Below are 26,375 nucleotides of genomic sequence, written 5' to 3' on the forward strand. Positions count from 1 at the left end.
CACTGTAGGAGAAACGCATGTCCCGTCGCAACCTCTTGAAGGCGACCGCTATCGGCGCTTTGACCCTCGCTTATGCCGACTGGATGCCCCAGGCTCTCGCCGCCGATACTATCAAGGTCGGTATCCTCCACTCGCTGTCGGGAACGATGGCGATTTCCGAAACCTCGCTCAAAGACGTGGCCTTGATGACGATCGAGGAGATCAATGCCAAGGGCGGCGTGATGGGCAAGAAGCTGGAACCGGTGATTGTCGATCCCGCCTCCAACTGGCCGCTGTTCGCCGAAAAGGCGCGTCAGCTGATTTCGCAGGACAAGGTGGCGGTCGTGTTCGGTTGCTGGACCTCGGTATCACGCAAATCGGTGCTGCCAGTTTTCAAGGAATTGAACAGCCTCTTGTTTTACCCGGTGCAGTATGAAGGCGAAGAACTGGAGAAAAACGTCTTCTATACGGGTGCCGCACCCAACCAGCAGGCGATTCCCGCCACCGAATACCTGATGTCCAAGGAAGGCGGCGGTGCCAAGCGCTTCGTGTTGCTCGGCACCGACTATGTTTACCCGCGCACCACCAACAAGATCCTGCGCGCCTTCCTGAAATCCAAGGGCGTGGCCGACAAGGATATCGATGAAGTCTACACGCCGTTCGGCCACTCCGACTACCAGACCATCGTCGCCAACATCAAGAAATTTTCTGCCGGCGGCAAGACTGCAGTAATCTCGACCATCAACGGCGACTCCAACGTGCCGTTCTACAAGGAACTTGGCAATGCCGGCCTGAAGGCCACCGACGTGCCAGTAGTCGCTTTCTCGGTGGGCGAAGAGGAATTGCGCGGCGTCGATACCAAGCCGCTGCTCGGCCACCTGGCTGCCTGGAACTACTTCCAGTCCGTGAAGAATCCGGCCAACGCTGCCTTCATCAAGCAGTGGAAAGCCTATGCCGCCGCCAAGAAGCTGCCGAACGCCTCCACCGTGGTCACCAACGACCCGATGGAAGCCACCTATGTCGGCATCCACATGTGGAAGCAGGCCGTGGAAAAGGCCAAGTCGACCGATACCGACAAGGTGATCGCAGCGATGGGCGGCCAGACCGTCAAGTCGCCCTCCGGCTTCATGCTGACCATGGACCCGACCAACCACCACCTGCACAAGCCGGTGATGATCGGCGAAATCAAGGGTGACGGCCAGTTCAACGTGGTCTGGAAAACCAAGGGCCCGCTGCGTGCGCAACCCTGGAGCCCGTACATTGCAGGTAACGAAGGCAAGCAGAAAATGTAATCCGGACGCCCCTCTGCCACATGAGGGGCGCATCCTGCAGCGAGCATGATGTAAAGGTGCAGGCCGGGGCGTGGCTTCTTCTTTGCCCACGTCCCGTTTTTTTGCCTGCAGATTCTTGTTTCCTGCGTACGTCGGGCGTTTAAACAATGAAAAAATTACTGGTGTTGATTTGGCTTCTGGCGCATTCGCTCGGCGCCATGGCCGCCATCGACGCGGCATTGCTGGCGCCGCTGGCCGGCGATGATCCCGATGCGCGCATCGAAGCAGTCAACAGGATTGCCGCGCTGGCCAGCGACGACGCCGTCAAGCTCCTGCATGCATTGCAGAACGATGCGCTCTACGCGGCGCCGGATGGCAAGGTCTACATCGTTGAAGACGACCAGGCATTCGACCCGGCCAGCGGCCAGAAGGTCGCCATGCCGGATGGGATCGATGGCATCAGCGTCAATAACCGCTTGCGCGGCGCGGTGGAAGACGCGCTGTCCGGATTAAAACTCTTGTCCGAAAACCGCACCGAGCGCCTCGCCGCCGCCAGCGAACTGCAAAAAAGCGCCAGCGCCGCCCAGGCGCCGCTGATCAACAAGGCGCTGGAAAAAGAAACCGACCCGGAAATCAAGGCCATGCTGCAACTGGTCGCAGCCACGGCCAACCTCGTCTCGCCGGATGCGGCACTGCGCCTGGCCGCGGTAAAAGCCTTGGCCACCAGCAGCAATGCCAGCCTCAAGCCGGTGCTGCTGGGGATGCTCGAAAAAAACCCGGACGGCTCGTATGCCGAGCCGGAAGAAACGGTCCGCGTCGAAGTCGTGCGTACCCTGAGCGACCTGAATGCGCGTCTGGCGCGCACCGAATTCGTCGGCAACCTGTTTTATGGCGTGTCGCTGGGCAGCGTACTGCTGCTGGCCGCACTCGGCCTGGCCATCACCTTCGGCCTGATGGGCATCATCAACATGGCGCATGGCGAACTGTTGATGATCGGCGCCTACACCACCTACCTGTGCCAGCTGGTGTTCCGCAATTACTTCCCGCTGGCGCTGGACGCCTACCTGTTGGCCGCGCTGCCGGCTGCCTTCATCGTCACCGCGACAGTCGGCATCGTGCTGGAACGCACCGTGATCCGCTGGCTGTATGGCCGCCCGCTGGAAACGCTGCTGGCCACCTGGGGCATCAGCCTGATGCTGATGCAACTGGTACGCACCATCTTCGGCGCGCAAAACGTCGAAGTCGCCAACCCCTCGTGGATGTCCGGCGGCGTCACCGTCATGGGCTCGCTGGTGCTCTCGTATAACCGCATCGTGATCATTTTCTTTGCGCTGTTCGTGGTGGCTGCCGTCTGGGCCATCCTCAACAAGACGCGCCTGGGCCTGTTCGTGCGCGCGGTCACGCAAAACCGCCGCATGGCCGATTGCGTGGGCGTCTCCACCGGCCGCGTCGACATGATGACTTTCGGCCTCGGCTCCGGCATCGCCGGACTCGGCGGCGTCGCGCTGTCGCAGCTGGGCAATGTCGGCCCCGACCTCGGCCAGGGCTACATCATCGATTCCTTCATGGTGGTGGTGCTGGGCGGCGTCGGCCAGCTGGCCGGCACCGTGATCGCCGCCTTCGGCCTGGGCGAACTCAACAAATTCCTCGAACCCTCGGTGGGCGCCGTGATCGCCAAGATCACCATCCTGGTCTTCATCATCATCTTCATCCAGAAACGCCCGCAAGGCTTGTTTGCCCTGAAAGGCAGGAGCGTGGAATGAGCTCATCCCTGTTTTCCCGTCCCGCCTGGATCGGCATCGTCGTCTGCACCCTGCTGCTGGCACTGTTGCCGGTACTGAACCTGGCGTTTGCCCCCGGCCACTCCTTGCATGTCTCCACCTACACGGTGGCGCTGGTCGGCAAGTTCATGTGCTACGCGATGGCGGCGCTGGCGCTCGACCTGGTGTGGGGCTATACCGGCATCCTCTCGCTCGGCCACGGCCTGTTCTTCGCGCTGGGCGGCTACGCCCACGGCATGTACCTGATGCGCGCCATCGGCCGCGACGGCGTCTATCAAAGCCACCTGCCGGACTTCATGGTGTTCCTCGACTGGAAAGAATATCCCTGGTACTGGGCCTTCACCGACAATTTCTGGTACTGCATGGCGCTGGTGGTACTGGTGCCGGGCGTGCTGGCCTTCGTGTTCGGCTACTTTGCGTTCCGCTCGCGCATCAAGGGCGTGTACTTCTCGATCATCACGCAGGCGATGACGTTTGCCTTCATGCTGCTGTTCTTCCGCAATGATACCGGCTTTGGCGGCAATAACGGCTTCACCGATTTCAAGCGCATTCTCGGCTTCACCATTCCCGATGCCGCCACCAAGGCCACGCTGTATCTGGTCACGCTGCTGTTGCTGCTGGGTTCACTGCTGCTCTGTCGCTGGATCGTCAGCTCCAAGCTGGGCCGTGTGCTGCAGGCAGTGCGCGACTCGGAATCGCGGCTGATGTTCATCGGCTACAACCCGCTGTGGTTCAAGCTGTTCGTCTGGACCCTGTCGGCGGTGCTGTGCGGGATTGCCGGCGCCCTGTATGTGCCGCAGGTCGGCATCATCAATCCGTCGGAAATGTCGCCTGCCAATTCGATCGAGATGGTGATCTGGGCCGCGGTCGGCGGCCGCGGTTCATTGCTGGGCCCGATCATCGGCGCCTTCTCGGTGAATGGCCTCAAGAGCTGGTTTACCGCTGCATTCCCCGACCTGTGGCTGTTTGCGCTGGGCCTGCTGTTCATTCTGGTCACCCTGTTCATGCCGCAGGGGATACTGGGGCTGGTGAAGAAACTGAGAAAAGACAGGGAGGCAGCATGAATGCTGCAATCAAGGGCGAAGGCGTCGATACCACCCATGGCGCGATCCTGTACCTGGAAGACATTACGGTGTCGTTCGACGGCTTCAAGGCAATCAACCAGCTCAACCTCGATATTTCCGTCGGCGAACTGCGCTGCATCATCGGTCCCAACGGCGCCGGCAAGACCACGATGATGGATGTCATCACCGGCAAGACGCGCCCGGTCTCCGGCACCGCCTTCTTCGGCCAGACCATGGACCTGACCAGCATGGCCGAATATGAAATCGCCCACGCCGGCATCGGCCGCAAGTTCCAGCGACCGACCGTGTTCGAACAGCACACGGTATTCGAAAACCTCGAACTGGCAATGAAGATGAACAAGCGCGTCGCGCCGACGCTGTTCTTTCGCGTGAGCTCGGAACAGAAAGGCAAGATCGAGGAAATTCTCAAGCTCATCCGCCTGCACGGCGAGGAAACCCGCCTGGCCGGTCTGCTGTCGCACGGCCAGAAGCAATGGCTGGAAATCGGCATGCTCTTGATGCAGGAGCCGCAATTGCTGCTGCTGGACGAGCCTGTCGCCGGCATGTCGGACGCCGAAACGGTGCGCACCGCCGAACTGCTCAATGAATTGCGCGGCAAGCATTCGATCGTCGTGGTCGAGCATGACATGGCCTTCGTCACCGAAATCGCGCAGGGCGGCAAGGTGACTGTGCTGCATGAAGGTTCCGTGCTGGCCGAAGGGACAATGCAGCAGGTGCAGGCCGACGAGCGGGTCATTGAAGTGTATCTGGGAAGGTGAACCGAATGCTTAGCGTAAAGCAGCTCAACCAGTATTACGGCGCGGCGCACACCCTGCGCGGCGTCTCGCTGTCGCTGGAAAAAGGCCAATGCCTGGCGCTGCTCGGCCGCAATGGCGTCGGCAAGACCACCCTGCTGAAATGCCTGATGGGTGTGCTGCCGGTGGCCGGTGGCGAGGTGTACTTCGACGACGTCGACATCACCCGGATGAAACCGCACGAACGCGCCCGCGCCGGTATCGCCTATGTGCCGCAGGGCCGCGAAATCTTCGCCCGCCTGACGGTGGAGGAAAACCTGCGCATGGGCATGGCGGTCAAGCCCGGCCGCCATGCATCGGCGATCCGCCAGGATGTTTTCGCGCTATTCCCGGTACTCAAGGACATGCTGCACCGGCGCGGCGGCGACCTCTCCGGCGGCCAGCAGCAACAACTGGCAATCGCACGCGCGTTGCTCGCCGATCCGAAACTGATCTTTTTCGACGAACCCACCGAAGGCATCCAGCCGTCGATCATCAAGGATATCGAGCGCGTGATCCGTCTCTTGCGCGAGCGCGGCGACATGGCGATCCTGCTATGCGAACAGTATTTCGATTTTGCCCATGCGCTGGCCGACAAGTTCATCGTGCTGTCGCGCGGCGAAGTGGTCGCCGCCGGCGCCCATGCGCAAATGGCTGGCGACGATGTGAAGCGGCATTTGGCGGTATAGCCCGAAAATGAAAATGGACTACGACGCAGTGGCCACCGTCATGCCACCGGCCATACCCGACGTGACCAGGCCGGTTCCTGCCAGAGCCCATTGGCAGGCACGACTGTCGCTCGGCTTTGCCGACGACCAGGGCACCACGCGGCTGGTCGAGTGCACCCACCTCGGACCGCTGCGCGTGCAAAAGCCGCTGTATCCGGAAGGCCCCGGCGTCTGCCATGCCATCGTCGTGCATCCGCCGGGCGGCGTGGTCGGCGGCGACCAGCTGGCAATCGCGGCCAACCTGCAGGACGCGGCCCGTGCGCTGGTGACGACCCCCGGCGCGGCTAAATGGTACCGCGCCAACGGCCATGGTTCGCGCCAGGATGTGCGGCTGACAGCCGGCGCCAGAACGACGCTGGAATGGCTGCCGCAGGAAACGATTTTTTTCAATGGCGCCGACGTGCAACTCGGCCAGGAAGTCGTGCTGGCACAGGATGCCAGCTACATCGGCTGGGATATCCTGTGCTTCGGCCGCACCCGCTCGGGCGAATCGTTCGATGCCGGCCGGATTGGGCAACGCACCAGCGTCCGCCGCGGCGGCAAGCTGGTCTGGTTTGAGCAGGGCACCATCGACGGCGGCGGCAGCGCGATGCATAGCCCCTTATCACTGGCAGGACATACGGTCTGCGCCACGCTGATAGCGGTCGGCAAGGCGATGCCGGCACCGCTCATCCAGGCGCTGCGGGAACAGGCGGCCTGCATCGCCAATGGCGACGGCCGGACCGGCCAGACTGGTCTTAGCCAGATGAAACAGGTGTGCGTGCTGCGTTACCTGGGCAACTCCAGCGAAACCGCCCGACAAGTGATGATCGGCGCCTGGCAGTTGCTGCGTCCAGCCCTGCTGGCGCGCGACGCGATCGTGCCGCGGATCTGGCAAACCTGATGCAGGGAGAATGCCAGACCAACGATATAACAAGGGAGCGTGTTCCCTGCACACGCTACAGTCTTGACTGAAAAGGATAAAAAATGGAACTGACTCCGCGGGAAAAAGACAAGCTGCTGATCTTTACCGCCGCCCTGTTGGCCGAGCGGCGCCGCGCGCGCGGCCTGAAGCTGAATTACCCGGAAGCGGTGGCGCTGATCACCGCAGCCATCATGGAGGGCGCGCGCGACGGCAGCTCGGTTGCCGAACTGATGTCCGAAGGAACCCGAATCCTGACCCGCGCCGATGTGATGGAAGGCGTGGCGGAGATGATTCCCGATATCCAGGTCGAAGCCACCTTCCCCGACGGCACCAAGCTGGTTACCGTCCACCACCCGATTCCTTAAGAAAAGCCATGATCCCAGGTGAAATGCTGATCGAGGACGGCGACATCGAATTGAACGTCGGCCGCCAAACCACCACCGTCAAGGTGGCCAATAGCGGCGACCGCCCGATCCAGGTCGGCTCGCACTTCCATTTCTATGAAACCAATCCGGCGCTGCTGTTCGAGCGCAAGCTGGCCTACGGCATGCGTCTCAATATCGCGGCAGGCACTGCGGTGCGCTTCGAACCCGGTCAGGATCGCACCGTGGAACTGGTGGCGCTCGCAGGCGAACGCAAGGTCTATGGGTTCAATGGCAAGGTCATGGGCGCATTGAGAAAGGACGAGGACGGCAAATGAGCAAGATATCGCGACAGGCGTATGCAGAAATGTTCGGCCCCACCGTCGGCGACCGCGTGCGACTGGCGGACACCGACCTGTTCATCGAAGTGGAAAAAGATTTCACCACCTACGGCGAGGAAGTGAAGTTCGGCGGCGGCAAGGTCATCCGCGACGGCATGGGCCAGTCGCAACGCAACCACGCCGATGTCATGGATACCGTCATCACCAACGCACTGATCCTCGACCACTGGGGCATCGTCAAGGCCGACATCGGCTTGAAAACCGGCAGGATCGCCGCCATCGGCAAGGCCGGCAATCCCGACATCCAGGCGGACGTGACGATGGCCATCGGCGGCGCCACCGAAATCATCGCCGGCGAAGGCATGATCGTCACCGCCGGCGGCATCGATTCCCACATCCATTTCATCTGCCCGCAGCAGATCAAGGAAGCGCTGATGTCGGGCGTGACCACCATGCTGGGCGGCGGCACCGGCCCGGCGGTCGGCACCGCCGCCACCACCTGCACGCCTGGCCCGTGGCATATCCACTCCATGCTGGCGGCGGCCGACGCCTTCCCGATGAATCTCGGCTTCCTCGGCAAGGGTAACGTCAGCCTGCCGGTGCCGCTGGAAGAACAGATCCGCGCCGGCGCCATCGGCCTGAAGCTGCATGAAGACTGGGGCACCACGCCGGCGGCGATCGATAACTGCCTGTCGGTGGCCGACCGCATGGATATCCAGGTGGCGATCCATACGGATACGCTCAACGAAGGTGGCTTCCTGGAGCACACCCTGGCAGCCTTCAAGGACCGCACCATCCATACCTTCCACACCGAAGGCGCCGGTGGCGGCCATGCCCCGGACATCATCGCGGCGGTGGGCGAAGGCAATGTACTGCCCTCGTCCACCAACCCGACCCGGCCCTACACCGTCAACACCCTGGACGAACACCTCGACATGCTGATGGTGTGCCACCACCTCGACCCGGCGATCGCCGAAGACATCGCCTTTGCCGAATCGCGCATCCGCCGCGAAACCATCGCCGCCGAGGATATCCTGCACGACATCGGCGCCATTTCGATGATGTCGTCGGACTCGCAAGCCATGGGTCGCGTGGGCGAAGTGATCATGCGCACCTGGCAAACCGCGCACAAGATGAAGACCCAACGCGGCTCTCTTCCGGAAGATTCGCGCCGTAATGACAATTTCCGCGCCAGGCGCTATATCGCCAAATACACCATCAACCCGGCCATCACGCACGGCATCGCGCACGTGGTCGGCTCGCTCGAGGTCGGCAAGATCGCCGATATCGTGCTGTGGAAACCGGCCTTCTTCGGCGTCAAGCCCTCGATGATCCTGAAGAGCGGCATGATCGCTGCCGCCCAGATGGGCGACCCCAATGCCTCGATCCCGACGCCGCAGCCAGTGTATTCGCGCATGATGTTCGGCGCCTTTGGCGGCGGCCTGAAGACGTCGCTGACCTTCGTCTCGCAGGCGGCCTTTGATGCCGGCATCGGCGAGCAACTCAAGCTCAACAAGCCGGTGATGGCTGTCAAAAACATGCGCCACCTGCGCAAGCGCGACATGATCCACAACGGCGCCACGCCAAAAATGGAAGTCGACCCTGAAACCTATGAAGTGCGCGCCGACGGCGAGCTGCTGGTGTGCGAGCCGGCCAGCATACTGCCGATGGCGCAGCGCTATTTCCTGTTCTGATAATTCTGAGAATTGCTGGAATGACGATGCTGACCCTGAATACAAAAATCGACCACGCCGACCATATCGACGGCGAACTGTTACTGCCTTTCGAGTTGCGTGAAAAAAGCCGCCAGCGCGCCACGCTGGCATCCGGCGAGGAAGTCGCAGTCTTCACGGTGCGCGGCACGGTGCTGCGCGATGGCGACCTTTTGCGCGGCGACGACGGCCGTGTGATGAAGGTCGTAGCGGCACAGGAAGCGACCTACCGCGTCGAGTGCGCCACCGCGCGCGAATTGCTGCGCTGCGCCTTCCACCTCGGCAACCGCCACACCCAGGCCCAGGTCGGCGCGGGCTTTTTGCGCATTCGCCAGGATGCGGTGCTCAAAGAGATGTTGCAAGGACTGGGCGCAACCGTGACTGAAGAACAGGCACCGTTCGAGCCGGAAGCCGGCGCCTATGGCGGCGGCCATCACCACCATGGCGACGAGCATCCGAATTTGCTGGCACCGGTGCCATTGCGCCAGAAGATCCACCGGCCGGCGCAGGTGGCATCCGAGCCGCGCGATTGACCATGCAGGCCGCAGCGTTTTTGCACCTGCTGCAGTTGTCCAGTCCGTCGCTGCCGGTGGGCGCCTACAGCTATTCGCAAGGGCTGGAAGCGGCGATGGAATGCCGCCTGGTGCACGATGAAGCTACTGCGCGGGCGTGGATTGCCGCTGCCCTGCAAGAAGTGGTGGCGCGCTTCGAGGCGCCGGTGCTGTGGCGCCTGCTGCACGCCTGGGGCGCACGCGACGCCGAACTGGTGACCGTATGGAGCGAACGCTTCCTGGCGGCGCGCGACACCGCCGAGTTTCGTGCCGAAACCATCCAGATGGGATATTCGCTGGCGAAGCTTGCAAGCGACCTGAAGCTGGGCGACGATGCCCTGCGCGCCATGCTGGCGCAGCAGGAGGAAATCTCTTTCCCCGTCGCGCTGGCATACGCCGCGGTGGCGCTGGAAGTGCCGGCGCCGGAAGCCCTGCTGGGCATGCTGTTTTCATGGGCCGAGAACCAGGTGCTGGCCTGCGTCAAATCGGTGCCGCTCGGCCAGGTGGCCGGCCAACGCCTGTTGCTGTCGTTGCGGCCAGAACTGGAACAGGCGGCGGCCACCGCGCAGCAACTGGCCGACGACGAGCTGAGCAACTGGGCGCCGGGACTATCGCTGCTGTCGATGCAGCATGAGGTGCAATACAGCAGATTGTATCGAAGCTAAATACCTTCCCAAAAATTTCAGGAAAAACAAATGACCCCAACCTCCAACCCCCTGCGCGTCGGCATCGGCGGCCCGGTCGGCTCCGGCAAGACCGCCCTGTGCGAAATGCTGTGCAAGTCCATGCGCGACCAGTACGACATGGCCGTCATCACCAATGACATCTACACCAAGGAGGACATGGAAATCCTGCTGCGCGCCGACGCCCTGCCGGCAGAGCGGCTGATGGGCGTGGAAACCGGCGGCTGCCCGCACACCGCGATCCGCGAGGATGCCTCGATCAATCTCGAAGCAATCGCCCGCATGAGCGCGGAATTTCCCGACCTTGACCTGATCCTGGTCGAATCCGGCGGCGACAACCTGGCGGCCACCTTCAGCCCGGAACTGTCCGACCTGACCCTGTATGTGATCGATGTGGCCGGCGGCGAAAAGATTCCGCGCAAGGGCGGCCCCGGCATCACCCGCTCGGACCTTTTGATCATCAACAAGACCGACCTCGCCCCCCATGTCGGCGCCAATCTCGACGTAATGGCACAGGATGCCAAGCGCATGCGCGGCACGCGGCCCTTCGTGTTTACCAACCTGCGCAGCGGCGATGGCGTCGCCGAGGTGGTCGCATTCATTCGCCGCCAGGGCTTGCTCGATAAATAGCCCAGGCCGGCCAGGTCCGTAGTTCGCTGCGCAGTTCCCGATGCAGTCGCGCCAGCAGCAGCGGATCGCCCAGCAGGGCCAGCCTGTCGTCGTTGCATAGCGCGTCCGGCCCCGCATCCAGCGCCCTGGCCAGCAGGCGCATGCGCGCTGCACGCGTGGCCGCCGGCAGCACAGGATGGGGCCGCACTGCGGCGCATGCCAGTGCATTGATGACGGGATCGCGTACCGCATCGACAAAGCCCGGCAGCGCGTGACTGCCGCCATCGCCGGCCGCGCCGGCATCTGCATCTGCAAAGGCTGCCGCCAGTTCCGCCGGCGGCGCAACTTCCTCCGGAATCAAAAACAATCGCGCCGCCCGCGCAGAGCGGCCCGGCGCCACCCGGCTCGACCATACCGACAGCAGCGGCGCCAGCACCAGGGCGCCGGCGATCGGCAGCAGCCATGGCAGGAAAGCCGGGCTGAGCCAGCCGACGAGGCCGCCCCAGCCCAGCCCCAGCAGCGCCTGCCAGCCATGCTGGCGCAGCGCCTCGGCCCAGCCGGTTTGCGCATCCTGGCGCGGCGGCGACTTCCAGCCCTGGCGCCAGCCAAGCAATGCCGCCAGCACGAAGCGGGTATGGAACAGCATGCGCACCGGCGCCAGCAGCATCGAAAACAGCCACTCCAGCAGCATGCTGATCACCACCCGCAGTCGTCCGCCGAACGTCTGCGCGCCGTTCTTGCATACCAGCAGCGCCGCCAGCAGCTTGGGCAGGAACAGCAGCGTGGCGGTGGCGCTGAACAAGGCCAGCGCGCGGCCCGGATGCCACTGCGGCCAGGTCGGAAACAGCTGGCGCGGCTCGGTGAAATACGCCGGCTCGACCAGCGTATGCTGGGCCAGCAGCACGGTTGACAGCAGCAGGAAGGCAAACCAGAGCGGCGCCGACAGGTATGCCATGGCGCCGGTCACGAAGACCGCGCGGTGCACCGCATGCATGCCGCGCGCGGCCAAAAGACGGAAATTCATCAGGTTGCCGTGGCACCAGCGGCGGTCGCGCTTGAGCTCATCGAGCAGGTTGGGCGGCAACTCCTCGTAACTGCCATCGAGGTCGTAGGCGATCCACACCGCCCAGCCGGCGCGCCGCATCAGCGCCGCCTCGACGAAATCGTGCGAGAGGATTTCGCCAGACAGGCCGCCGCGTCCCGGCAGCGGCGCCAGCGCGCAATGCGCCATGAAAGGCGCCAGGCGGATGATGGCGTTGTGGCCCCAGTAATGCGATTCGCCCAGTTGCCAGTAATGCAGCCCGGCGGTAAACAGCGGCCCGTAGACGGCGCCGGCAAATTGCTGGATGCGTGCATACAGGGTTTCACGGCCGACGGCGCGCGGCGCGGTCTGGATGATGCCGGCGCCGGGGTGCGCTTCCATGAGCCGCACCAGGGCGCTGACGCAGTCGCCGCGCATGATGCTGTCGGCGTCGAGCACGATCATGTAGCGGTAGGCGCTGCCCCAGCGGCGGCAGAAATCATCGATGTTGCCGCTCTTGCGCTTGACCCGGCGGCGGCGCCGGCGATAGAAAATACGGCCGAAGCCATCGAGCTCGCGGCACAAGCGCTCCCACGCCACCAGTTCCGCGGCGCAGGCATTGGCGTCGTTACTGTCGCTCAGGATAAAGAAATCGAAGCAGGCCAGCTCGCCGGTCTGGCGGATCGATTCATGGGTGGCGCGCAAGCCGGCAGCCACACGCGCCACATCTTCGTTACAGATGGGCATGACGATCGCCGTCCTGGCCGCCGCGTCGAGCGGTCCTTCACGGGCCGCCTCGCGCGAGACAGCAAAGCGGTCGCCGCCGCGCCATAGCACCAGAAAACCCGCCAGCGCCGTCCAGAAGCCGGCCGATACCCAGCAAAACAGAAGAGCGAACAAGACCAGGGCAGCGATCTCCAGCGGCGGCTGCCCCTGATAGGGCAATACCCTGGCCATGGCCTGGGTCGCCAGCGCAGTTTGCGCCAACATCATGAACAGCAAGCTCAGGCGGCGCAAATTGCCAGGATGCTGCCATTGTCCCAAGGGGTCGGAACCATCGACCGTGTCGCGCTCTTGTGCCTCTTGTGCGCATGCCTTGCCCCTGCGCCACAGCGGATTGAGCACGCCCCACGAATGCGGCAGCATGGCGGCACGGCGCAAGCCGGGCGCCAGCGGCAGGCCGTCGACGCGTGCCGCACCGCCCGACGCCTCGACCGGCGCCACGGCCGTAGCCGCAGCAGCCGCCGGCGCAAGCCTTACTCGGCGGGCAGGATATAGCTCCATGTCTCGGACAGGGTTTGTTGAGCGTTGCGCAAATAGCCGCGTAATTCCACCGCTTTCTTGTCGTCCGCGCGATGCAGCCGCAAAGCGACACGCCAGCCGCCGGTGACCGCATTGCGGTAAACTTGCTGCGCCAGGATCCTGGCATTGGCGTCGGCGCTGAAGCTGGCTTCGACGCGGGCATCGGCCGCCAGTTGCTGAAATGCCGGCCCTTCGAAATCGATGAGCAGGGCAATGCTGTCATCGGGCTTTGCCAGGTAGCCATGCCCGCGCCGGGTTTGCGTCACCCAGGCCAGCGGCGAGCGCGCCTGTTGCTGGCCTTGCCAGACGACGCGGTACTCCAGGTCAAAAGGCGCGCCGACAGCTGGCATGGCCTGCGGCACCCAGAAGGCGACGATGTTGTCGTTGGTTTCGTCAGGCGTTGGAATTTGCACCAATTCCACCCGGCCGGCGCCCCATTTGCCCTTCGGTTCGATCCAGGCGCTGGGCCGCGCTTCATAGCGTGCCTCCAGATCCTGGTAACTGACAAATTGCCGATCGCGCTGCATCAGTCCGAAGCCGCGCGGATCGGTCAATCCAAACGATGTCACCAGCAAGCGCTTCGGGTTGACCAGCGGTCGCCAGAGCCATTCGCCGCTGGCGGCATGGATCGCCAGGCCATCCGAATCATGCACCTCCGGCCGGTAATCATCGCTGGCGGCATGCTGGTTCTCGCCGAACAGATACATGCTGGTCAGGGGGGCGAAGCCCGGCTTGGCGAGCGGCTCGCGCAGGTACAGGCGCGCCTTGACCTCGATTGCGGTGTCTTCCCCAGGCTTGAGGACGAAACGGTAGGCCCCGCTGGCGCGCGGGGAATCGAGCAAGCCATAGATCGTCAGTTCCTGTGCATGTGCTTGCGGCCGCTCGATCCAGAATTGTACAAAACGCGGAAATTCCTCTCCCGAAGCGACGGCGGTATCGATGGCCAGCGCCCGCGTCGAAAGACCATACAGCTGGCCCTTGCCGAGCGCGCGGAAATAGCTCGCGCCCAGAAACACCAGTGCCTCGTCCTTGTACTGCGAGGTATTCAGCGGGTAATGCACCCGGAAGCCGGCAAAGCCCAGGCCGTCCATTTCGCGCGGATCGATGCGATTCTTGCCGTAATCGAACAGCTCCGGGGAAAACCGAATCGGACGCACCCGCTTGCCGACGATTTCATGGATGCCGACCGGACTGTCGTACAGCGGTCCCTGATGAAAAAAAGCCAGCTCGAAGGGCAAGCGTTCACGCCGCCACAAAAACTGATCGTGGCGAAAACGGATATCGCGATATTGATCGTAGCCAAGCTTGGTCAGCGCCGTGGGTAAATTATTTTCCGGTGTCTTGTAAGACGACACAGCCAGACGCTTGGCCTGGCTGGCCACATCATTGAAACCGAATGCCCGTGCTATTGACCATGGCAATAGCAGTAGCCAAACGCCAAGCAGGACGAAGCAGATGTAACCGGGGAGTTTCCGGAGAGTTTGCAGCATGGGATTTCCGACGATAAAAACAGAGAAGAACGAGCCTGCTTATCGTGTCAGAACATGGTCCATGCCTTTTGAGTAGGAGCAATGGCGGTAAGAACAGAAATGCTTTGTTTTGAGCAATCTCAAAACAAAGCAATAGCGGTCATGTGAATTGGCAAGTAAATTTAATTGAGGAATCGGTTAACTGTCCAAGACCCGGCATGGTTTGTTCAGGTCTGCTACGGCCTGTTCAGGCTTGGTGCCGCATATTGGGGCAGACATCGGCTGCGCCTTTTTCCTCATCTACCAGCGCACTCGTTTCTTCCTTGCGCAAAAGATGGACGAAGTAAAAAAATACCACTGCTGCCAGTGCAATCGACACCAGCGTTTGTGTAACTTCAGGCGAAGCGAGAAACGGGAAAAAACTGATAACGGCATCCATTTTACGGTCCTTCCAGAGTGATTCAAATTGAAGGGAGAAGCGATGCCGTGCTTGATGTCGCATATCGCGTCGGGCGCCGACCGCATGTAATCAGCCTGCGCGAAATCCTTTTTATCAGCGCAAGTCTTGTGCAAGGCATACCGGCAGCTTACGCGCAGAGATAGTCATTTGCATCCCATAAATATGGCAAATCATAAGCAATTTACAATCGTTCACACTCCTGTTTAGCAAAGGAGACAATTTCCTTCTTTAGAATTTTATTCATGGAAATATTTATACTGACAAAAGCTTAATGCAAGCAGGTTGCTTGTCATCCGTTGTTGTTGCTTTCCGGTTCGACCTTGCCGCGCCCCTGCAGCCATAACATGGTGAGCCAGCACAACAGGGCCCAGCCAATGCCAACCACCCAACCGGCAATGACATCCGTGGGCCAATGCACCCCGAGATAAATGCGGCTGATGCCAACCACTACGGTCAGGCAAGCTGCAATGCTCAAAAAATAAATCTTCAGGCGCACATTTTCCTGTGAGCGTGCAAGCAATGCGCCCAGGGTAAGGAAAACGACGGCAGACAGCATTGCATGCCCGCTCGGAAAGCTCTGGGAAGTGACGAACGCGCCATGCGGCACGAGATCCGGGCGTGACCGATCGAAAACCCATTTCAGCAAGTGGCTTGCCAGTACGCCGCCGATCACCGCACCGGCAACCATCAGCGCAGCATGTCGCTTTCGCACCAGCACCAGAAATCCGATGACGACCAGCGTCAGTACCGTGAGGACACCGAAGCTACCCAACGCGGTAAAGTCGCGCATCATTTCTTCCAGCCAGCGCGGGCCGAGCGGATCCGACAAATTCTGCGGATTGCGGAAAGCCAGCAAGACTGCTTCATCGAATGCCCGTGTTTCTCCCTCGCTCACTTCATCAGCCAGTTCGCTAAAGACATAAAAGGCAGTGGCTGCCACGGCCATCGTCAACAATGCCGATTTTTCAGCGAATCCGATCCGCGCCAGCAAAGACGACAAGGTCATGAACCCGCGCCTCATCCATCCATTCACGATTGTTCGCATGCCTGCCCGTTTCATGAAAAAAATTCTTACTCGGATACCTTGTCTGATCCGGAATGATCCGGCTTTTTGAGCAGGCGTGCCAGCGAAAGAATCGCCAGGCCAAACAGCGTGCTGACAATTGCGGTCGCTTCCCGCCCCATGCCGGCGGCAATGCCGACGGCGGATGTGAGCCAGATGCTGGCCGCGGTGGTCAGCCCGCGGATTTCGAGCCCCATTCCCAGCTTGATGATGGCGCCGGCGCCGAGAAAGCCGATGCCGGCGATCACGCCCTGCAACACCCGGGTCATGTCTTCCAGCGGCGTGCCTGCCTGCAGCGGCACCAGCACGAAAAGGGCCGAACCGAGCGCAACCAGCATATGGGTGCGAAAGCCTGCGGACGCTCCCGCCGATTCCCTTTCATAGCCCAGGATTCCTCCCAGCAGCAAGGCCATGGAAAGCCGCACGCAGGTTCGCGTAAATTCGGCGACGCTCGGCAGATCGGAAAATTCCTGCCGGATGACGCCCCATACGTCCAGCCACCATCCATCCATGTCAACTTCCTTGCCGGGTTGTTCGCATCCTTATTTATCGCAGCTGACCGGCCTGGCGTATTGATTCTTCGCAGGACACCCCGGCCTCGTCGCGGGCGCGCCAGCGAACTCCAGCCGATCTGGTTACAATTTCAGGCTATTCACTCCCTGGCGCATCGCTGAATGCCTGCCTGATATGTCTGCCCCATCCGTTATTGCGCCTCTTTCCGTACTCGACCTCTCCCCTATCCCAGAAGGCAGCGATGCCGCGCAATCCTTGCGCAATACGCTCGACCTCGCGCGCCATTGCGAGCGCCTGGGCTTTCACCGCTACTGGCTGGCAGAACACCACAGCATGCCTGGCATCGCCAGTGCCGCCACCGCGGTCGTGATCGGCCATGTCGCTGCCGGCACCTCGACCATCCGCGTCGGCGCCGGCGGCATCATGCTGCCCAATCATTCGCCGCTGGTGATCGCCGAGCAGTTCGGCACGCTGGAGTCGCTGTTCCCGGGCCGCATCGACCTCGGCCTCGGTCGTGCACCAGGCTCGGACCAGGCCACCGCGCGCGCGTTGCGCCGCAACCTCGATTCCGACGCGGATCAATTTCCGCAGGACGTGCTGGAGCTGATGCATTACTTCGAACCGCCACGGCCAGGCCAGACAGTGCGGGCGGTGCCCGGCACCGGCCTGCAGGTGCCGGTCTGGATTCTCGGCTCCAGCCTGTTCGGCGCCCAGCTTGCCGCCGAACTCGGCTTGCCGTATGCCTTTGCCTCGCACTTCGCGCCGGCGCAGATGATGGATGCCATCGCCCTGTACCGGGCACGCTTTCGGCCATCGCGCCATTTGCAAAAACCCTACGTGATGCTGGGCTTGAGCGTGTTCGCCGCCGACACCGACGAAGAAGCGCATTTCCTTGCCAGCTCGATGCAGCAGGCCTTCGTCAACCTGCGCAGCGGCAATCCGACGCCGCTGCTGCCACCGGTAGAAGGCTACGTCGACAGCCTGATGCCGCACCAGCTCGCGATCCTTGAGCACACGATGTCGTGCAGCGTCATCGGCGCCCCGGACACGGTGCGGCGCGGCATCGACGCCTTCGTCGCGCGCACCGGCGCCGATGAATTGATGATCACCGCACAAATCTTCAGCCACACGGCGCGCCGGCATTCCTATGCACTGACGGCGGCGGCGACCGGCATGCGTGGCGGGACGGCCTGACCCCATGCAGACCACGCCCACGCCCGCGCCAACACATATCCGCCCCCCTTCCCCTACCCTGCTGGCAATCCTGCTGGCAGGCCTGGCGATGCTTGGACCATTTTCGATTGACACCTACCTGCCCGCCTTCCCCGACATCCAGGCCGGGCTGCATGCCAGCGCAATCGAAGTGCAGCAGACGCTGACCGCCTACATGTTGTCATTCGCGCTGATGATCCTGTGGCATGGCGCGCTGTCGGATGCCTTTGGCCGGCGCAACATCACGCTCGGTTCGCTGGCGGTGTTTGCCGTCGCCTCGCTGGGCTGCGCCGCGGCGCACAGCGTCGAATACCTGTGGGCCTTCCGCATCCTGCAAGGCGTGTCGGCCGGCGCCGGCGTCGTCATCGGCCGCGCGGTCATCCGCGACATGTACGCCGATGCGCGCGCCGCGCGCCTGCTGTCGCTGGTGACCATGATCTTTTCGATCGCGCCGGCGATTGCGCCGATACTGGGCGGCTGGATCGTCAAGCTGCTGGACTGGCGCTCGATCTTCCTGTTCCTGTTCGCCTTTACGGTACTGCTGCTGTGGTTTTGCTACAAGCGCCTGCCGGAAACCCTGCCGCCCGAACAGCGGCAACCGTTCAACCCCGCCTTCCTGGCGCAAAGCTACAAGAAAGTGCTGCGCTCGCCGCGGTTCCATCTGAAGACCGGCGTGGTCGCCTTCAATTTCGCCGGGCTGTTCCTGTACGTTGCCGCAGCGCCGATCTTCATCACCCGGCACCTTGGGCTGGGTCCCGGCCAGTTCGGCTGGCAATTCATCCCGGCCGTGGGCGGGATTTTCCTGGGGGCGCTGGCGGCCAACCGCCTGGCCGGGAAAATGCCGGTACCAAGGCAAGTCATCATCGGTTTCTGCTTTTTGATCGGCGCCGGACTGTTCAATGTCCTTTACCATGCTTTTTTCCCACCGGCCCTGCCATGGTCGGTCGTGCCGCTGTTTTTCTATTGCTTCGGCATGTCGGTGGTGGCGCCCGGGGTGACTTTCATGGTGCTCGACCTGTTCCCCGAAATTCGCGGCACGGTCGCATCCTGCCAGTCCTTCGTGCAAACCATGCTGGGCGCCCTCGTCGCCGGCGTGATCGCGCCGTTGTTATGGGGCTCGGTGCTATGGCTGGCGGCCGGTCAGCTGATTTTCGCCACCGTGGGACTGGCCCTGTGGCTGGCAGTCGGCCCGTATCGCCGCCGCGCTCAGATGGTTTTGGAGTAGCGCAGGCGTTCCAGTTTGATTGCGTGCGGCATGCCCAGATAGCGGTCGAATACCATGCAGATATTGCGGATCAGGAGGCGCCCCTTGGGCGTCACCATAATTTCGCCCTCGGCCAGGCGTAGCAGGCCGTCTTCCTGCAGCGCCTGCAGCTGTTGCAATTCGCTGCCAAAGTAAGCGCCGAAGTCGATGGCAAATTCCTTTTCGAGCGCCGGCATCGACAGCGCAAAATCGCATGCCAGCAACTGGATCACCCGACGGCGCAAAAAATCGTCGGCTTGCAGCGCCAGCCCGCGCGTCACCGGCAATTCGCCGGCATCGATGCGCAGGTAATAAGCTTCCAGCTTTTTCTCGTTCTGGCTGTAGGTGCCGCCGACCGCGCTGATGCCGGACACGCCGCATGACACCAGTTCAGCTTCGGCATGCGTCGAGTAACCCTGGAAATTGCGCTGCAGGCGTTTTTCGTGCTGCGCAACCGCCAGGTCGTCGCCGGGCTTGGCGAAGTGGTCCATGCCGATATACACATAACCGGCGCCGGTCAGCCGTTCGATGCACAAGGCCAGCATGTCGAGCTTGGTTTCGGGGCTCGGCAAGTCCTCTTCCAGGATCAGTTTTTGCGACTTGAACAACTGCGGCATGTGCGCATAGTTGTAGATCGAGATGCGATCCGGATCGGCGTCGATCACCTTCGCCAGCGTCGCGCGCATCGTCCGCATGTTCTGCCTGGGCAGGCCGTAGATCAGGTCGATGCTGATCGAACGGAAACCTGCCGCGCGCGCAGCCTCGATCACCGCGACGGTCTGTTGCTGCGGCTGGATGCGATTGACCGCCTTTTGCACTTCCGCATCGAAATCCTGCACGCCCAGGCTGATGCGGTTGAACCCTTGCGCGCGCAGCACATGCACGCGCGCCGGATCGACCGTGCGCGGATCGATTTCGATCGCATATTCCCCGACCTCGTCAGGGGCGAAGTCGAACGCGCGGCGCAAGTGCGCCAGCAAGCCATCCATCTGCGCGTTCGACAGGTAAGTCGGCGTGCCGCCGCCGAAATGCAATTGTTCGACCTGGTTGATGCCTTCGAAAAGGCGGGCTTGCATCGAGATTTCCCGCCGCAGATAGTCGAGGTAGACATCCGCCTTGTCATGCTCGCGCGTGATGATCTTGTTGCAGCCGCAGTAGTAGCAGAGCGATTCGCAAAACGGGATGTGCACGTAGAGCGACAGGGGTTTTGCCGCACCCGCCGCGCGCACGCGGGACACCGCCTGCAGGTAGTCTGCCGTGCCGAATCCCGGCGTGAAGCGGTCTGCCGTCGGATACGAGGTATACCGCGGCCCCTGCCTGCTGTGACGGCGGATCAGATCGGCGTCGAACTGGACAAGCGGACCGGTGACGGGTAACTCTGCTGGGACTGTCATGCTGCGCACTCCTCGTGACTCAATCGGGCGGGCCTTTTTACAGGCCGGATGCCCAAGTGTACGAGCGCAGTGCAGCAAATGTGGTTGATCCAGGTCAATCCAAACCGGGCCGAATTGGTGCCCGGCACCGCCAGATCAGCGTGTGCGGGAAAACTTCGCTGCCAGCTGATTGAGTTTTTCAGAGCGCCGCTGTTCCTCTTCCTCGGCCTTTTTCTGTGCTTCCTGCGTCTGGCGTTGCGCCTTGCGCTGTTCGGCATCCTTCTTCAGCCGCTCGTCAAGCATCTTCGCCGCATGCGCGCGCTGCTCTTCGGTGACTTCACCGGCGGCGTTGCCGTCGAGGTCGAACCTGGCCGTGGCCTTTTTCATCGCCTTCAGGTAGCGCAATGAATTGGTATGCATGCCAAGTGCGATGCGCAGCGCCTTGCGGTTCAGATCGGGCTGACGGCCAATCAGCTGCTTGTCGATGCCGATTGCCAGCGGCTGGCAATCGCGCAAAACGGCAAAATTTGCCTGCAATTCCTTCAGCAGCGCACGGGCGACTTGAAAAGGGCTGGGCGCGGTGGTGTCCATACTCATTCAGGGTAAAAAAATTGGATTTCGAAAGGAGTGCAGGATATCACGGAGTGGCGACCGGCCCCGCAGTCCAGGGCGCACAAGAATGCTGCAATTTGCCGCTTATTCGCAGGATAGCGTAAAAAATACTGGCAAACTGGCAATGTTAATGGCATTCTTCCTGCACATGACCCTTGCCACCGCCATCCCCATCAGCACAGCCACCGTCAACCGCATCGGCCGCTTCCGTATCATTCGCGAGCTCGGCCGCGGCACCATCGGCTGCGTCTATCTCGGCCACGATCCGGTCATCGACCGCGAAGTCGCGATCAAGACCTTCCTGCCCTCGATGTCGGCGGTGGAGCGCAAGCGCATCGAAGAGCAGTTCATCAATGAAGCGCGCGCCTCGGGACGGCTGAACCACACGAATATCGTGACGATCTACGAAGCTTACTCGGAAGGCGGCACGACCTATATCGCGATGGAATACCTGCAGGGCACCGAACTGCACCGGCTGCTGGCAACCCAGCACAAGTTCGCCACCAGCGACGTCGCCTCGATCATCTACCGGCTCGCCAACGCCCTCGACTTCGCGCACAACAATAACGTCGTCCACCGCGACATCAAGCCGGCCAATATCTTCCTGGTGGCCGACAATCAGCCCAAGCTGATGGATTTCGGCATTGCCCGCGCGCCCAACCGCGTGGCCGATGAATTCGCCGGCAGCGACGATGCGCCCTTCACCCTCTATTGCAAGGAAAACCTGCTGGGCACGCCCAACTACATGTCGCCGGAACAGGCCACCTATTCCCGAGTGGACCACCGCACCGACATCTATTCGCTGGGCGCGGTGATGTACGAGATGCTGACCGGGCGCAGGCCCTTCGTGGCGGAAAACGTCGAGAAGCTGCTGGAAAAAATCGCCCACAGGGCGCCAAAAGCGCCGCATGAGATCAACCCGGAAGTGCCGGAAGGCTTGTCGGCGATCGTCATGCGCGCCATGAGCAAGCGCCCGGAAAAGCGCTATGCCAGCGCCCACGACATGGCCGAAGAAATCAAGCGGTATGTCCTCGCCGGCCAGCGGCGCCGCCGCGAAGACCGCATGCGGCAAGGGGAAGAACAACGGCGCCGTACCGACCGTCCGCAGGACGGCACCAGTCCCGGCTTGCTCGACAAGCTCTTCAGGAATGTCTTGCGCAAATCCTGACGCATCTCAGCAGGAGCGCGCCGTCTGCGCGCTGCGGCCTGCGCGCAGATGTCGTGCCAGGCCGATGCCGCCTGCACGCATGATCGCATCGTGGTTCCAGCGGAACAGCGGCTTCGCCAGCGGGGCCAGCAGGTTCATCCACAATCGGGTCGTGCGCACCTGCCATTCGTAGCGCACGGTGGTGAGGCCCTGATCCCGTTCGAAGCGCCAGCAGCCTGTGCCTTCGAGATCGCCCTCGACGCAGCCTTCGAGCAGCCGCAAAGGCTCGATCCGGGTCACGCGCATGACGAAGCTCAGACGATACGGCAGTACGCCCTTCCAGGTGTAACGCTGCCGCGCCCCCAGGCCGTCTGCTTCCCCGCGCTCGAGGGTGACGATGCATTCGGCACCATTCCACCATCCCGGCCACGCTTCCGAGTGGAAGATCGCATCCCACACGATCTCGAGCGGCGCATCGAATTGCCACAGCGTGGTCAAATGATAGTGATGATTGCCGGCTTCGCGCATGCGATCCTCGTCAGATCAGGGAGCGAAAAACCGCTCGGAAAACCGGACGTCGATTTCGACATCGCGCATGTCGACCGTCTCGATCAGGTCGCCGGCAGCATCGAAACTTTCCACTTTTAACGGAAACCGGGTGTCATGCGCCAGCCACACCCGATAACGATGCACGCCAGCCACGGCATTGCCCGCATCACCAAGGATATCGAAGCCTGCGGCTGACTGCGCAGCGAGTTCCGTGTCGCCGAGTGGCGTCATGCGGCCGCGCGCCCGCAATTGCAGCAGATTCGCCAGCAGCGCACCGACGTCGGAGCGATCGATCCGCTGGCCGCTGCGGCTGCGCACCAGCGGATTGTCCGGCGCGAAGGTCAGCGTCGGCCGATGGTTCAGGCCGAATGGCCAAAGACGCACCTTGCGCACGGCCGGATCGTAGATCAGCACCAGGCCCGCGTGCGGCTGGACGAATTCCATCCGCACCCAGCCTGGCTTGCGATAGAAATAATGGATCACTTGCCGCTCACCATCGGCGGCCGTCGATTGCACCGTAACCTGATAGGAATTCAGCGCGCGGAAACGGGCTTCGGCCTCGTCCAGCGGGTCGGCCATGACCTCAGCGGCCAGTGCGACGGCGAATAGGCTCCATAGCACACGCTACTCCCTGACCTCCAGCACGCCGGCCATGCCGCGCTCGCGATGGCTCTTGAAACCCAGCAGCCGTTTCGAGCAATAGAATACGTACTTGCCGGCCGTCAGGTTAAAGCGCAGCGTTTGCGCCTCTTCACCGAGTTTTACGTCCGCCAGCGAGGTGCCATCCGCAGCCTCCAGCACGAAACTGTGCGGGACGACGCCCGGCTCCACCTTCACGCTGATCTCCAGCGGCTGACCGGCCTGCGCGACGATATGCTCAGGTCGAAAGAAATAGTTGCCGCCCACCAAGGCAACCCGCTGCACGCCATCGGCGTCCCTGCTGGCCTGATAGGAGAGCGCATCCGGCCCAGCGGCACTCGTCCCGAACGCGAGCATGGCGATAGCAATGGCGCAGCAGCGGGCGAACATGGCAGGTTTCATGGCTCAAACCCCGTATCAAAATCATCCAGCACAGCATATAAGATTCCGCACTGGAAGTTTGGTTCGCGGCGCGCCGTTCGGCCCGAACTCCATTCGAACTCCATTCATCCGCAGCCATCTAAATGCTCTTCCAGCCTGGGCATTTTTACTGCAGTCTTTTTTCCAGCGCATGGATTTACAAAAGGAGCTCGTAATGACTATCAGCAAGCCAAACCGGACGCATGTCCAGTCTTCCGATCCGATGCAAATGAAGCGGCATAAAGAGTCGGGTGACCAGCACATTCTTCCGATCGACGAACCGGCCGAGTCGCCGCACCGGCCGCATCGACTCAGCCGGCAGGACATGCAAAAGACCCTGCCGCCGGAAAGAGAAAGCGCCGCGCCAGAGGAACCGGAATCTCCGTAAGTCGCCCGGTCCGGGCACCGTATCGAAGAGCTTTACAGTGCTCGCCGAATTTCAAAATGCAAATCCAATAACCCATTGAAAAATTTGATATTTATAGAATTGGTGCCGTACTTGCTTGATTAGAAAAAGCAATACAACCCAACTTGAAGAATATCAAATGAAGCTATTCAGGAAAATGACTTTAGGCATGGCATCCCTTGGGTTCCTTGCGGTTGCGTCGACGGCACAGGCCATCACCTTAGATGTCACCGCCTCCCTCACGCCTGGCTCCGGATACGGCATCGATACTGGCTCGAATGACGAGAATGGGGGTACGCTGCTGAATGTGTTGTTCACGAACACGGGTATGCTGCAGAGCTTCCCCCTGAACGCCATTAACGATGCCTTTACTTTCACCATCGGGACGGTGAATTTCGCTGAGCCCAACACCGGCAGTGGCGGCAACCCGGGCATCAACAACAATGAAATGGACAATCTCAGCGTGCTTGCTTCCTTTGTCTTCACCAATCCGCTGGGGACAACGCAAACCCTGACGGCGACCGGCGTGGCCACTCAAGGCTCAATCAGCGATTCTGCTGTGGATTACACGCTGAGCTGGAATCCGCTTGCTGTGGGTTTTGGTTCAGGCGGTCAATTCGAAATTGATCTGCTCGACCTTTCCTTCAGCAACACTGGCACTCAAAACCAAACCGCGACGATCAAGTTGCTGGCGCTGCCGACGACGACGTCCGACGTTCCCGAGCCGGCTTCGCTGGCGCTGTTGGGACTGGGTCTTGCCGGGCTTGGCTTTGCCCGGCGAAAGTCGGTATCATTCTTACAAGAAATAACAATAACATAATGCCGCTTAAAAATTTTCTTCCTTGTTGAGCCGAATATGCTATCTTTTCAGCTCAAATATTGAGCCGAAAATGACATGAATTCGCCTCATTCAGCAAAATACATCTGGCAACAGCCAGGCTGGCCAGCGCTACGCTACGACCTTGCGACACTCGCGCCGGAACTGGGTGCGGCCAGACGAGCGCAAGGCAACGTGCTTGGCCGGGCAGAAGCCATCGGGCTGGAGCAACTGGCCAGCATCACGAATGCCATCTGGGTCGACGAAGTGATTGCCACGGCGGCAATTGAGGGCGAAGCCCTGAACCTGGATGCGGTGCGTTCTTCCGTGGCCCGTAAACTCGGCTTGGGCGAAGGCGGCCCTGTCGCCAGAAATGTGGATGGCCTGGTGGATGTGATGCATGACGCCGGCAGCGCATTTGCCGACAGGCTGGATGCCGACCGGCTTTGCCGCTGGCATTCTGCGCTCTTCCCCGGCGGCACTTCCGGCATTCGGCGCATCGAGGTGGGCCGCTACCGTTCGTTTTCCGACCCGATGCAAATCATTAGCGGCCGCCCCGGCAAGGAAGTCATTCACTATGAAGCGCCGCCATCGGCACGTGTGGCCGCTGAAATGGACGCCTTTATCGACTGGTTCAATTCATCAGCCACTGCCGGCGAAGATGGCCTCATCCGCGCCGCCCTGGCGCATTTGTGGTTCGAGACCATCCATCCTTTCGAGGATGGCAATGGCAGAATCGGCCGCGCCATCGTCGATCTGGCGCTGGCACAGGATCTGGGTGCCGCCACGCGCCTTTACAGCATGTCGCGCCAGCTTCGGGAAAACCGGCGCGCGTATTACGATGCGCTCAACCAGGCCCAGTCCGGCGCACTGGACGTTACCGACTGGGTGGCCTGGTTCGCACGCCAGTTCGCCTTGGCCTGCGAAAAATCCGGCCAGATCATCCAGGCGGCCCTCGCCAAGCAGCGGTTCTGGGCACAGCATGCCGGCGTGCCGCTCAACGAGCGGCAGCGCAAAGCAATACAGAAGCTGCTCGATGTCGGCGACAGCGGTTTTCAGGGCGGGCTGAGCGCGGAAAAATATGGCGCGATCACGGGAGCGTCAAAGGCGACCGCGACGCGCGATCTGACGGCGCTGGCGGAACACGGCCTGCTGTTTGTCAGCGGACAGGGGCGAAGTACGCGGTATGCGTTGAAGAAGGGTTAAGCCGCGATCAACGTGCGCCCCACCCTGGAAAATTACGGCAATCGAAATCCACCTCTCCCTCGCGGAAATACGCCCGTTTAAAAAACGTGAAAAAAGGAACGCCAGTAAAGTAGTGTGTGGCTTTCTTAACTATGTGGTTCGACT

The 26,375-nt window shown here is 61.7% G+C and carries 28 protein-coding genes; 18 read left to right on the forward strand and 10 right to left on the reverse strand.

The features are described 5' to 3' along the window. Positions 1-17: 17 nt before the first annotated feature. From urtA to ureG, 12 genes are all read left to right on the forward strand, one after another. On the forward strand, positions 18-1,271 hold the full coding sequence (gene urtA / locus D3878_RS10550) for an urea ABC transporter substrate-binding protein (RefSeq protein WP_119785425.1): 1,254 nt from the start codon (positions 18-20) through the stop codon (positions 1,269-1,271). A gap of 146 nt (positions 1,272-1,417) precedes the next feature. Next, complete coding sequence (gene urtB / locus D3878_RS10555) at positions 1,418-3,013, forward strand: urea ABC transporter permease subunit UrtB (protein ID WP_119785426.1); 1,596 nt, start codon at positions 1,418-1,420, stop codon at positions 3,011-3,013. Then, complete coding sequence (gene urtC, locus D3878_RS10560; RefSeq protein WP_119785427.1) at positions 3,010-4,095, forward strand: urea ABC transporter permease subunit UrtC; 1,086 nt, start codon at positions 3,010-3,012, stop codon at positions 4,093-4,095. Before urtB ends, urtC begins: the two co-directional genes overlap by 4 nt. Then, positions 4,092-4,874, forward strand: coding sequence for an urea ABC transporter ATP-binding protein UrtD (urtD, locus tag D3878_RS10565; protein ID WP_119785428.1), 783 nt, complete (start codon positions 4,092-4,094; stop codon positions 4,872-4,874). Before urtC ends, urtD begins: the two co-directional genes overlap by 4 nt. A gap of 5 nt (positions 4,875-4,879) precedes the next feature. Continuing rightward, positions 4,880-5,578, forward strand: coding sequence for an urea ABC transporter ATP-binding subunit UrtE (urtE, locus tag D3878_RS10570; protein WP_119785429.1), 699 nt, complete (start codon positions 4,880-4,882; stop codon positions 5,576-5,578). A gap of 40 nt (positions 5,579-5,618) precedes the next feature. Beyond that, a complete protein-coding gene (locus tag D3878_RS10575; RefSeq protein WP_119787830.1) occupies positions 5,619-6,500 on the forward strand; it encodes an urease accessory protein UreD in 882 nt (293 codons plus the stop codon). A gap of 83 nt (positions 6,501-6,583) precedes the next feature. Next, positions 6,584-6,886 (forward strand): urease subunit gamma, encoded by a 303-nt coding sequence (locus D3878_RS10580; RefSeq protein ID WP_119785430.1) that lies wholly within the window; start codon positions 6,584-6,586, stop codon positions 6,884-6,886. 8 nt (positions 6,887-6,894) lie between these two features. Next, positions 6,895-7,221 (forward strand): urease subunit beta, encoded by a 327-nt coding sequence (locus tag D3878_RS10585; protein WP_119785431.1) that lies wholly within the window; start codon positions 6,895-6,897, stop codon positions 7,219-7,221. Further along, positions 7,218-8,918 (forward strand): urease subunit alpha, encoded by a 1,701-nt coding sequence (ureC, locus tag D3878_RS10590; protein WP_119785432.1) that lies wholly within the window; start codon positions 7,218-7,220, stop codon positions 8,916-8,918. Before D3878_RS10585 ends, ureC begins: the two co-directional genes overlap by 4 nt. A gap of 26 nt (positions 8,919-8,944) precedes the next feature. Beyond that, entirely contained in the window at positions 8,945-9,469 is a 525-nt protein-coding gene (gene ureE / locus D3878_RS10595) for an urease accessory protein UreE (RefSeq protein ID WP_119785433.1), read from the forward strand. A 2-nt stretch (positions 9,470-9,471) separates the two neighbouring features. After that, a complete protein-coding gene (locus D3878_RS10600; protein WP_119785434.1) occupies positions 9,472-10,152 on the forward strand; it encodes an urease accessory protein UreF in 681 nt (226 codons plus the stop codon). 30 nt (positions 10,153-10,182) lie between these two features. After that, a complete protein-coding gene (ureG, locus tag D3878_RS10605) occupies positions 10,183-10,800 on the forward strand; it encodes an urease accessory protein UreG (protein WP_119785435.1) in 618 nt (205 codons plus the stop codon). On the opposite strand, the gene mdoH is transcribed toward ureG, so the two are convergent. From mdoH to D3878_RS10630, 5 genes are all read right to left on the reverse strand, one after another. Next, complete coding sequence (mdoH, locus tag D3878_RS10610; RefSeq protein ID WP_119785436.1) at positions 10,769-13,084, reverse strand: glucans biosynthesis glucosyltransferase MdoH; 2,316 nt, start codon at positions 13,082-13,084, stop codon at positions 10,769-10,771. The two genes, ureG and mdoH, sit on opposite strands and share 32 nt — an antisense overlap. Beyond that, positions 13,057-14,592, reverse strand: a complete 1,536-nt coding sequence (locus tag D3878_RS10615; protein ID WP_119785437.1) for a glucan biosynthesis protein G — start codon at positions 14,590-14,592, stop codon at positions 13,057-13,059. Before D3878_RS10615 ends, mdoH begins: the two co-directional genes overlap by 28 nt. A gap of 226 nt (positions 14,593-14,818) precedes the next feature. Next, a complete protein-coding gene (locus tag D3878_RS10620; protein ID WP_119785438.1) occupies positions 14,819-15,010 on the reverse strand; it encodes a hypothetical protein in 192 nt (63 codons plus the stop codon). Positions 15,011-15,320: 310 nt separating this feature from the next. Further along, entirely contained in the window at positions 15,321-16,037 is a 717-nt protein-coding gene (locus D3878_RS10625; protein ID WP_199688138.1) for a phosphatase PAP2 family protein, read from the reverse strand. Between the two features lie 65 nt (positions 16,038-16,102). Then, on the reverse strand, positions 16,103-16,606 hold the full coding sequence (locus D3878_RS10630) for an MgtC/SapB family protein (RefSeq protein WP_119785439.1): 504 nt from the start codon (positions 16,604-16,606) through the stop codon (positions 16,103-16,105). 175 nt (positions 16,607-16,781) lie between these two features. Here D3878_RS10630 and D3878_RS10635 point away from each other — a divergent pair, with 175 nt between their 5' ends. Both D3878_RS10635 and D3878_RS10640 read left to right on the forward strand, forming a co-directional pair. Beyond that, positions 16,782-17,801 carry an LLM class flavin-dependent oxidoreductase gene (locus tag D3878_RS10635; protein ID WP_199688139.1) on the forward strand — a complete coding sequence of 340 codons (1,020 nt, stop codon included), beginning with the start codon at positions 16,782-16,784 and terminating at the stop codon, positions 17,799-17,801. A gap of 4 nt (positions 17,802-17,805) precedes the next feature. Further along, positions 17,806-19,044: a multidrug effflux MFS transporter gene (locus D3878_RS10640; protein WP_119785440.1), complete on the forward strand. Its 1,239-nt coding sequence runs from the start codon at positions 17,806-17,808 to the stop codon at positions 19,042-19,044. Here the strand turns inward: D3878_RS10640 and hemN are convergent. Both hemN and D3878_RS10650 read right to left on the reverse strand, forming a co-directional pair. After that, positions 19,026-20,456 (reverse strand): oxygen-independent coproporphyrinogen III oxidase, encoded by a 1,431-nt coding sequence (gene hemN, locus D3878_RS10645; protein ID WP_119785441.1) that lies wholly within the window; start codon positions 20,454-20,456, stop codon positions 19,026-19,028. The genes D3878_RS10640 and hemN overlap by 19 nt on opposite strands. 135 nt (positions 20,457-20,591) lie before the next feature. Further along, positions 20,592-21,026, reverse strand: coding sequence for a ProQ/FINO family protein (locus tag D3878_RS10650; RefSeq protein WP_199688140.1), 435 nt, complete (start codon positions 21,024-21,026; stop codon positions 20,592-20,594). Positions 21,027-21,177: 151 nt separating this feature from the next. Here D3878_RS10650 and D3878_RS10655 point away from each other — a divergent pair, with 151 nt between their 5' ends. After that, complete coding sequence (locus D3878_RS10655) at positions 21,178-22,215, forward strand: serine/threonine protein kinase (RefSeq protein ID WP_233556304.1); 1,038 nt, start codon at positions 21,178-21,180, stop codon at positions 22,213-22,215. A gap of 6 nt (positions 22,216-22,221) precedes the next feature. Here the strand turns inward: D3878_RS10655 and D3878_RS10660 are convergent, their stop codons facing one another. The 3 genes from D3878_RS10660 to D3878_RS10670 are packed head-to-tail and all read right to left on the reverse strand — an operon-like array spanning position 22,222 to position 23,784. Continuing rightward, on the reverse strand, positions 22,222-22,722 hold the full coding sequence (locus D3878_RS10660) for an SRPBCC family protein (protein ID WP_119785443.1): 501 nt from the start codon (positions 22,720-22,722) through the stop codon (positions 22,222-22,224). Positions 22,723-22,737: 15 nt separating this feature from the next. After that, on the reverse strand, positions 22,738-23,364 hold the full coding sequence (locus D3878_RS10665) for a LolA family protein (RefSeq protein ID WP_199688141.1): 627 nt from the start codon (positions 23,362-23,364) through the stop codon (positions 22,738-22,740). Positions 23,365-23,367: 3 nt separating this feature from the next. Then, positions 23,368-23,784: a cupredoxin domain-containing protein gene (locus tag D3878_RS10670; RefSeq protein ID WP_119785445.1), complete on the reverse strand. Its 417-nt coding sequence runs from the start codon at positions 23,782-23,784 to the stop codon at positions 23,368-23,370. Between D3878_RS10670 and D3878_RS23485 the strand changes: the two genes are divergently transcribed. From D3878_RS23485 to D3878_RS10685, 3 genes are all read left to right on the forward strand, one after another. After that, positions 23,783-24,190, forward strand: coding sequence for a hypothetical protein (locus D3878_RS23485; RefSeq protein ID WP_147383926.1), 408 nt, complete (start codon positions 23,783-23,785; stop codon positions 24,188-24,190). The two genes, D3878_RS10670 and D3878_RS23485, sit on opposite strands and share 2 nt — an antisense overlap. 115 nt (positions 24,191-24,305) lie before the next feature. After that, a complete protein-coding gene (locus D3878_RS24085) occupies positions 24,306-25,028 on the forward strand; it encodes a PEP-CTERM sorting domain-containing protein (RefSeq protein WP_199688142.1) in 723 nt (240 codons plus the stop codon). A gap of 75 nt (positions 25,029-25,103) precedes the next feature. Further along, complete coding sequence (locus tag D3878_RS10685) at positions 25,104-26,231, forward strand: Fic family protein (protein ID WP_119785447.1); 1,128 nt, start codon at positions 25,104-25,106, stop codon at positions 26,229-26,231. The last annotated feature ends 144 nt before the right edge of the window (positions 26,232-26,375 follow it).

Source organism: Noviherbaspirillum sedimenti, assembly GCF_003590835.1.
GTDB lineage: Bacteria > Pseudomonadota > Gammaproteobacteria > Burkholderiales > Burkholderiaceae_D > Paucimonas > Paucimonas sedimenti.

Coding starts and splice junctions, on each gene's coding strand:
- urtA (WP_119785425.1), top strand. CDS start 18: ATGTCCCGTCGCAACCTCTTGAAGGCGACCGCTATCGGCGCTTTGACC.
- urtB (WP_119785426.1), top strand. CDS start 1,418: ATGAAAAAATTACTGGTGTTGATTTGGCTTCTGGCGCATTCGCTCGGC.
- urtC (WP_119785427.1), top strand. CDS start 3,010: ATGAGCTCATCCCTGTTTTCCCGTCCCGCCTGGATCGGCATCGTCGTC.
- urtD (WP_119785428.1), top strand. CDS start 4,092: ATGAATGCTGCAATCAAGGGCGAAGGCGTCGATACCACCCATGGCGCG.
- urtE (WP_119785429.1), top strand. CDS start 4,880: ATGCTTAGCGTAAAGCAGCTCAACCAGTATTACGGCGCGGCGCACACC.
- D3878_RS10575 (WP_119787830.1), top strand. CDS start 5,619: ATGCCACCGGCCATACCCGACGTGACCAGGCCGGTTCCTGCCAGAGCC.
- D3878_RS10580 (WP_119785430.1), top strand. CDS start 6,584: ATGGAACTGACTCCGCGGGAAAAAGACAAGCTGCTGATCTTTACCGCC.
- D3878_RS10585 (WP_119785431.1), top strand. CDS start 6,895: ATGATCCCAGGTGAAATGCTGATCGAGGACGGCGACATCGAATTGAAC.
- ureC (WP_119785432.1), top strand. CDS start 7,218: ATGAGCAAGATATCGCGACAGGCGTATGCAGAAATGTTCGGCCCCACC.
- ureE (WP_119785433.1), top strand. CDS start 8,945: ATGCTGACCCTGAATACAAAAATCGACCACGCCGACCATATCGACGGC.
- D3878_RS10600 (WP_119785434.1), top strand. CDS start 9,472: ATGCAGGCCGCAGCGTTTTTGCACCTGCTGCAGTTGTCCAGTCCGTCG.
- ureG (WP_119785435.1), top strand. CDS start 10,183: ATGACCCCAACCTCCAACCCCCTGCGCGTCGGCATCGGCGGCCCGGTC.
- mdoH (WP_119785436.1), bottom strand. CDS start 13,084: ATGGAGCTATATCCTGCCCGCCGAGTAAGGCTTGCGCCGGCGGCTGCT.
- D3878_RS10615 (WP_119785437.1), bottom strand. CDS start 14,592: ATGCTGCAAACTCTCCGGAAACTCCCCGGTTACATCTGCTTCGTCCTG.
- D3878_RS10620 (WP_119785438.1), bottom strand. CDS start 15,010: ATGGATGCCGTTATCAGTTTTTTCCCGTTTCTCGCTTCGCCTGAAGTT.
- D3878_RS10625 (WP_199688138.1), bottom strand. CDS start 16,037: ATGACCTTGTCGTCTTTGCTGGCGCGGATCGGATTCGCTGAAAAATCG.
- D3878_RS10630 (WP_119785439.1), bottom strand. CDS start 16,606: ATGGATGGATGGTGGCTGGACGTATGGGGCGTCATCCGGCAGGAATTT.
- D3878_RS10635 (WP_199688139.1), top strand. CDS start 16,782: ATGTCTGCCCCATCCGTTATTGCGCCTCTTTCCGTACTCGACCTCTCC.
- D3878_RS10640 (WP_119785440.1), top strand. CDS start 17,806: ATGCAGACCACGCCCACGCCCGCGCCAACACATATCCGCCCCCCTTCC.
- hemN (WP_119785441.1), bottom strand. CDS start 20,456: ATGACAGTCCCAGCAGAGTTACCCGTCACCGGTCCGCTTGTCCAGTTC.
- D3878_RS10650 (WP_199688140.1), bottom strand. CDS start 21,026: ATGGACACCACCGCGCCCAGCCCTTTTCAAGTCGCCCGTGCGCTGCTG.
- D3878_RS10655 (WP_233556304.1), top strand. CDS start 21,178: ATGGCATTCTTCCTGCACATGACCCTTGCCACCGCCATCCCCATCAGC.
- D3878_RS10660 (WP_119785443.1), bottom strand. CDS start 22,722: ATGCGCGAAGCCGGCAATCATCACTATCATTTGACCACGCTGTGGCAA.
- D3878_RS23485 (WP_147383926.1), top strand. CDS start 23,783: ATGGCTCAAACCCCGTATCAAAATCATCCAGCACAGCATATAAGATTC.
- D3878_RS10670 (WP_119785445.1), bottom strand. CDS start 23,784: ATGAAACCTGCCATGTTCGCCCGCTGCTGCGCCATTGCTATCGCCATG.
- D3878_RS10685 (WP_119785447.1), top strand. CDS start 25,104: ATGAATTCGCCTCATTCAGCAAAATACATCTGGCAACAGCCAGGCTGG.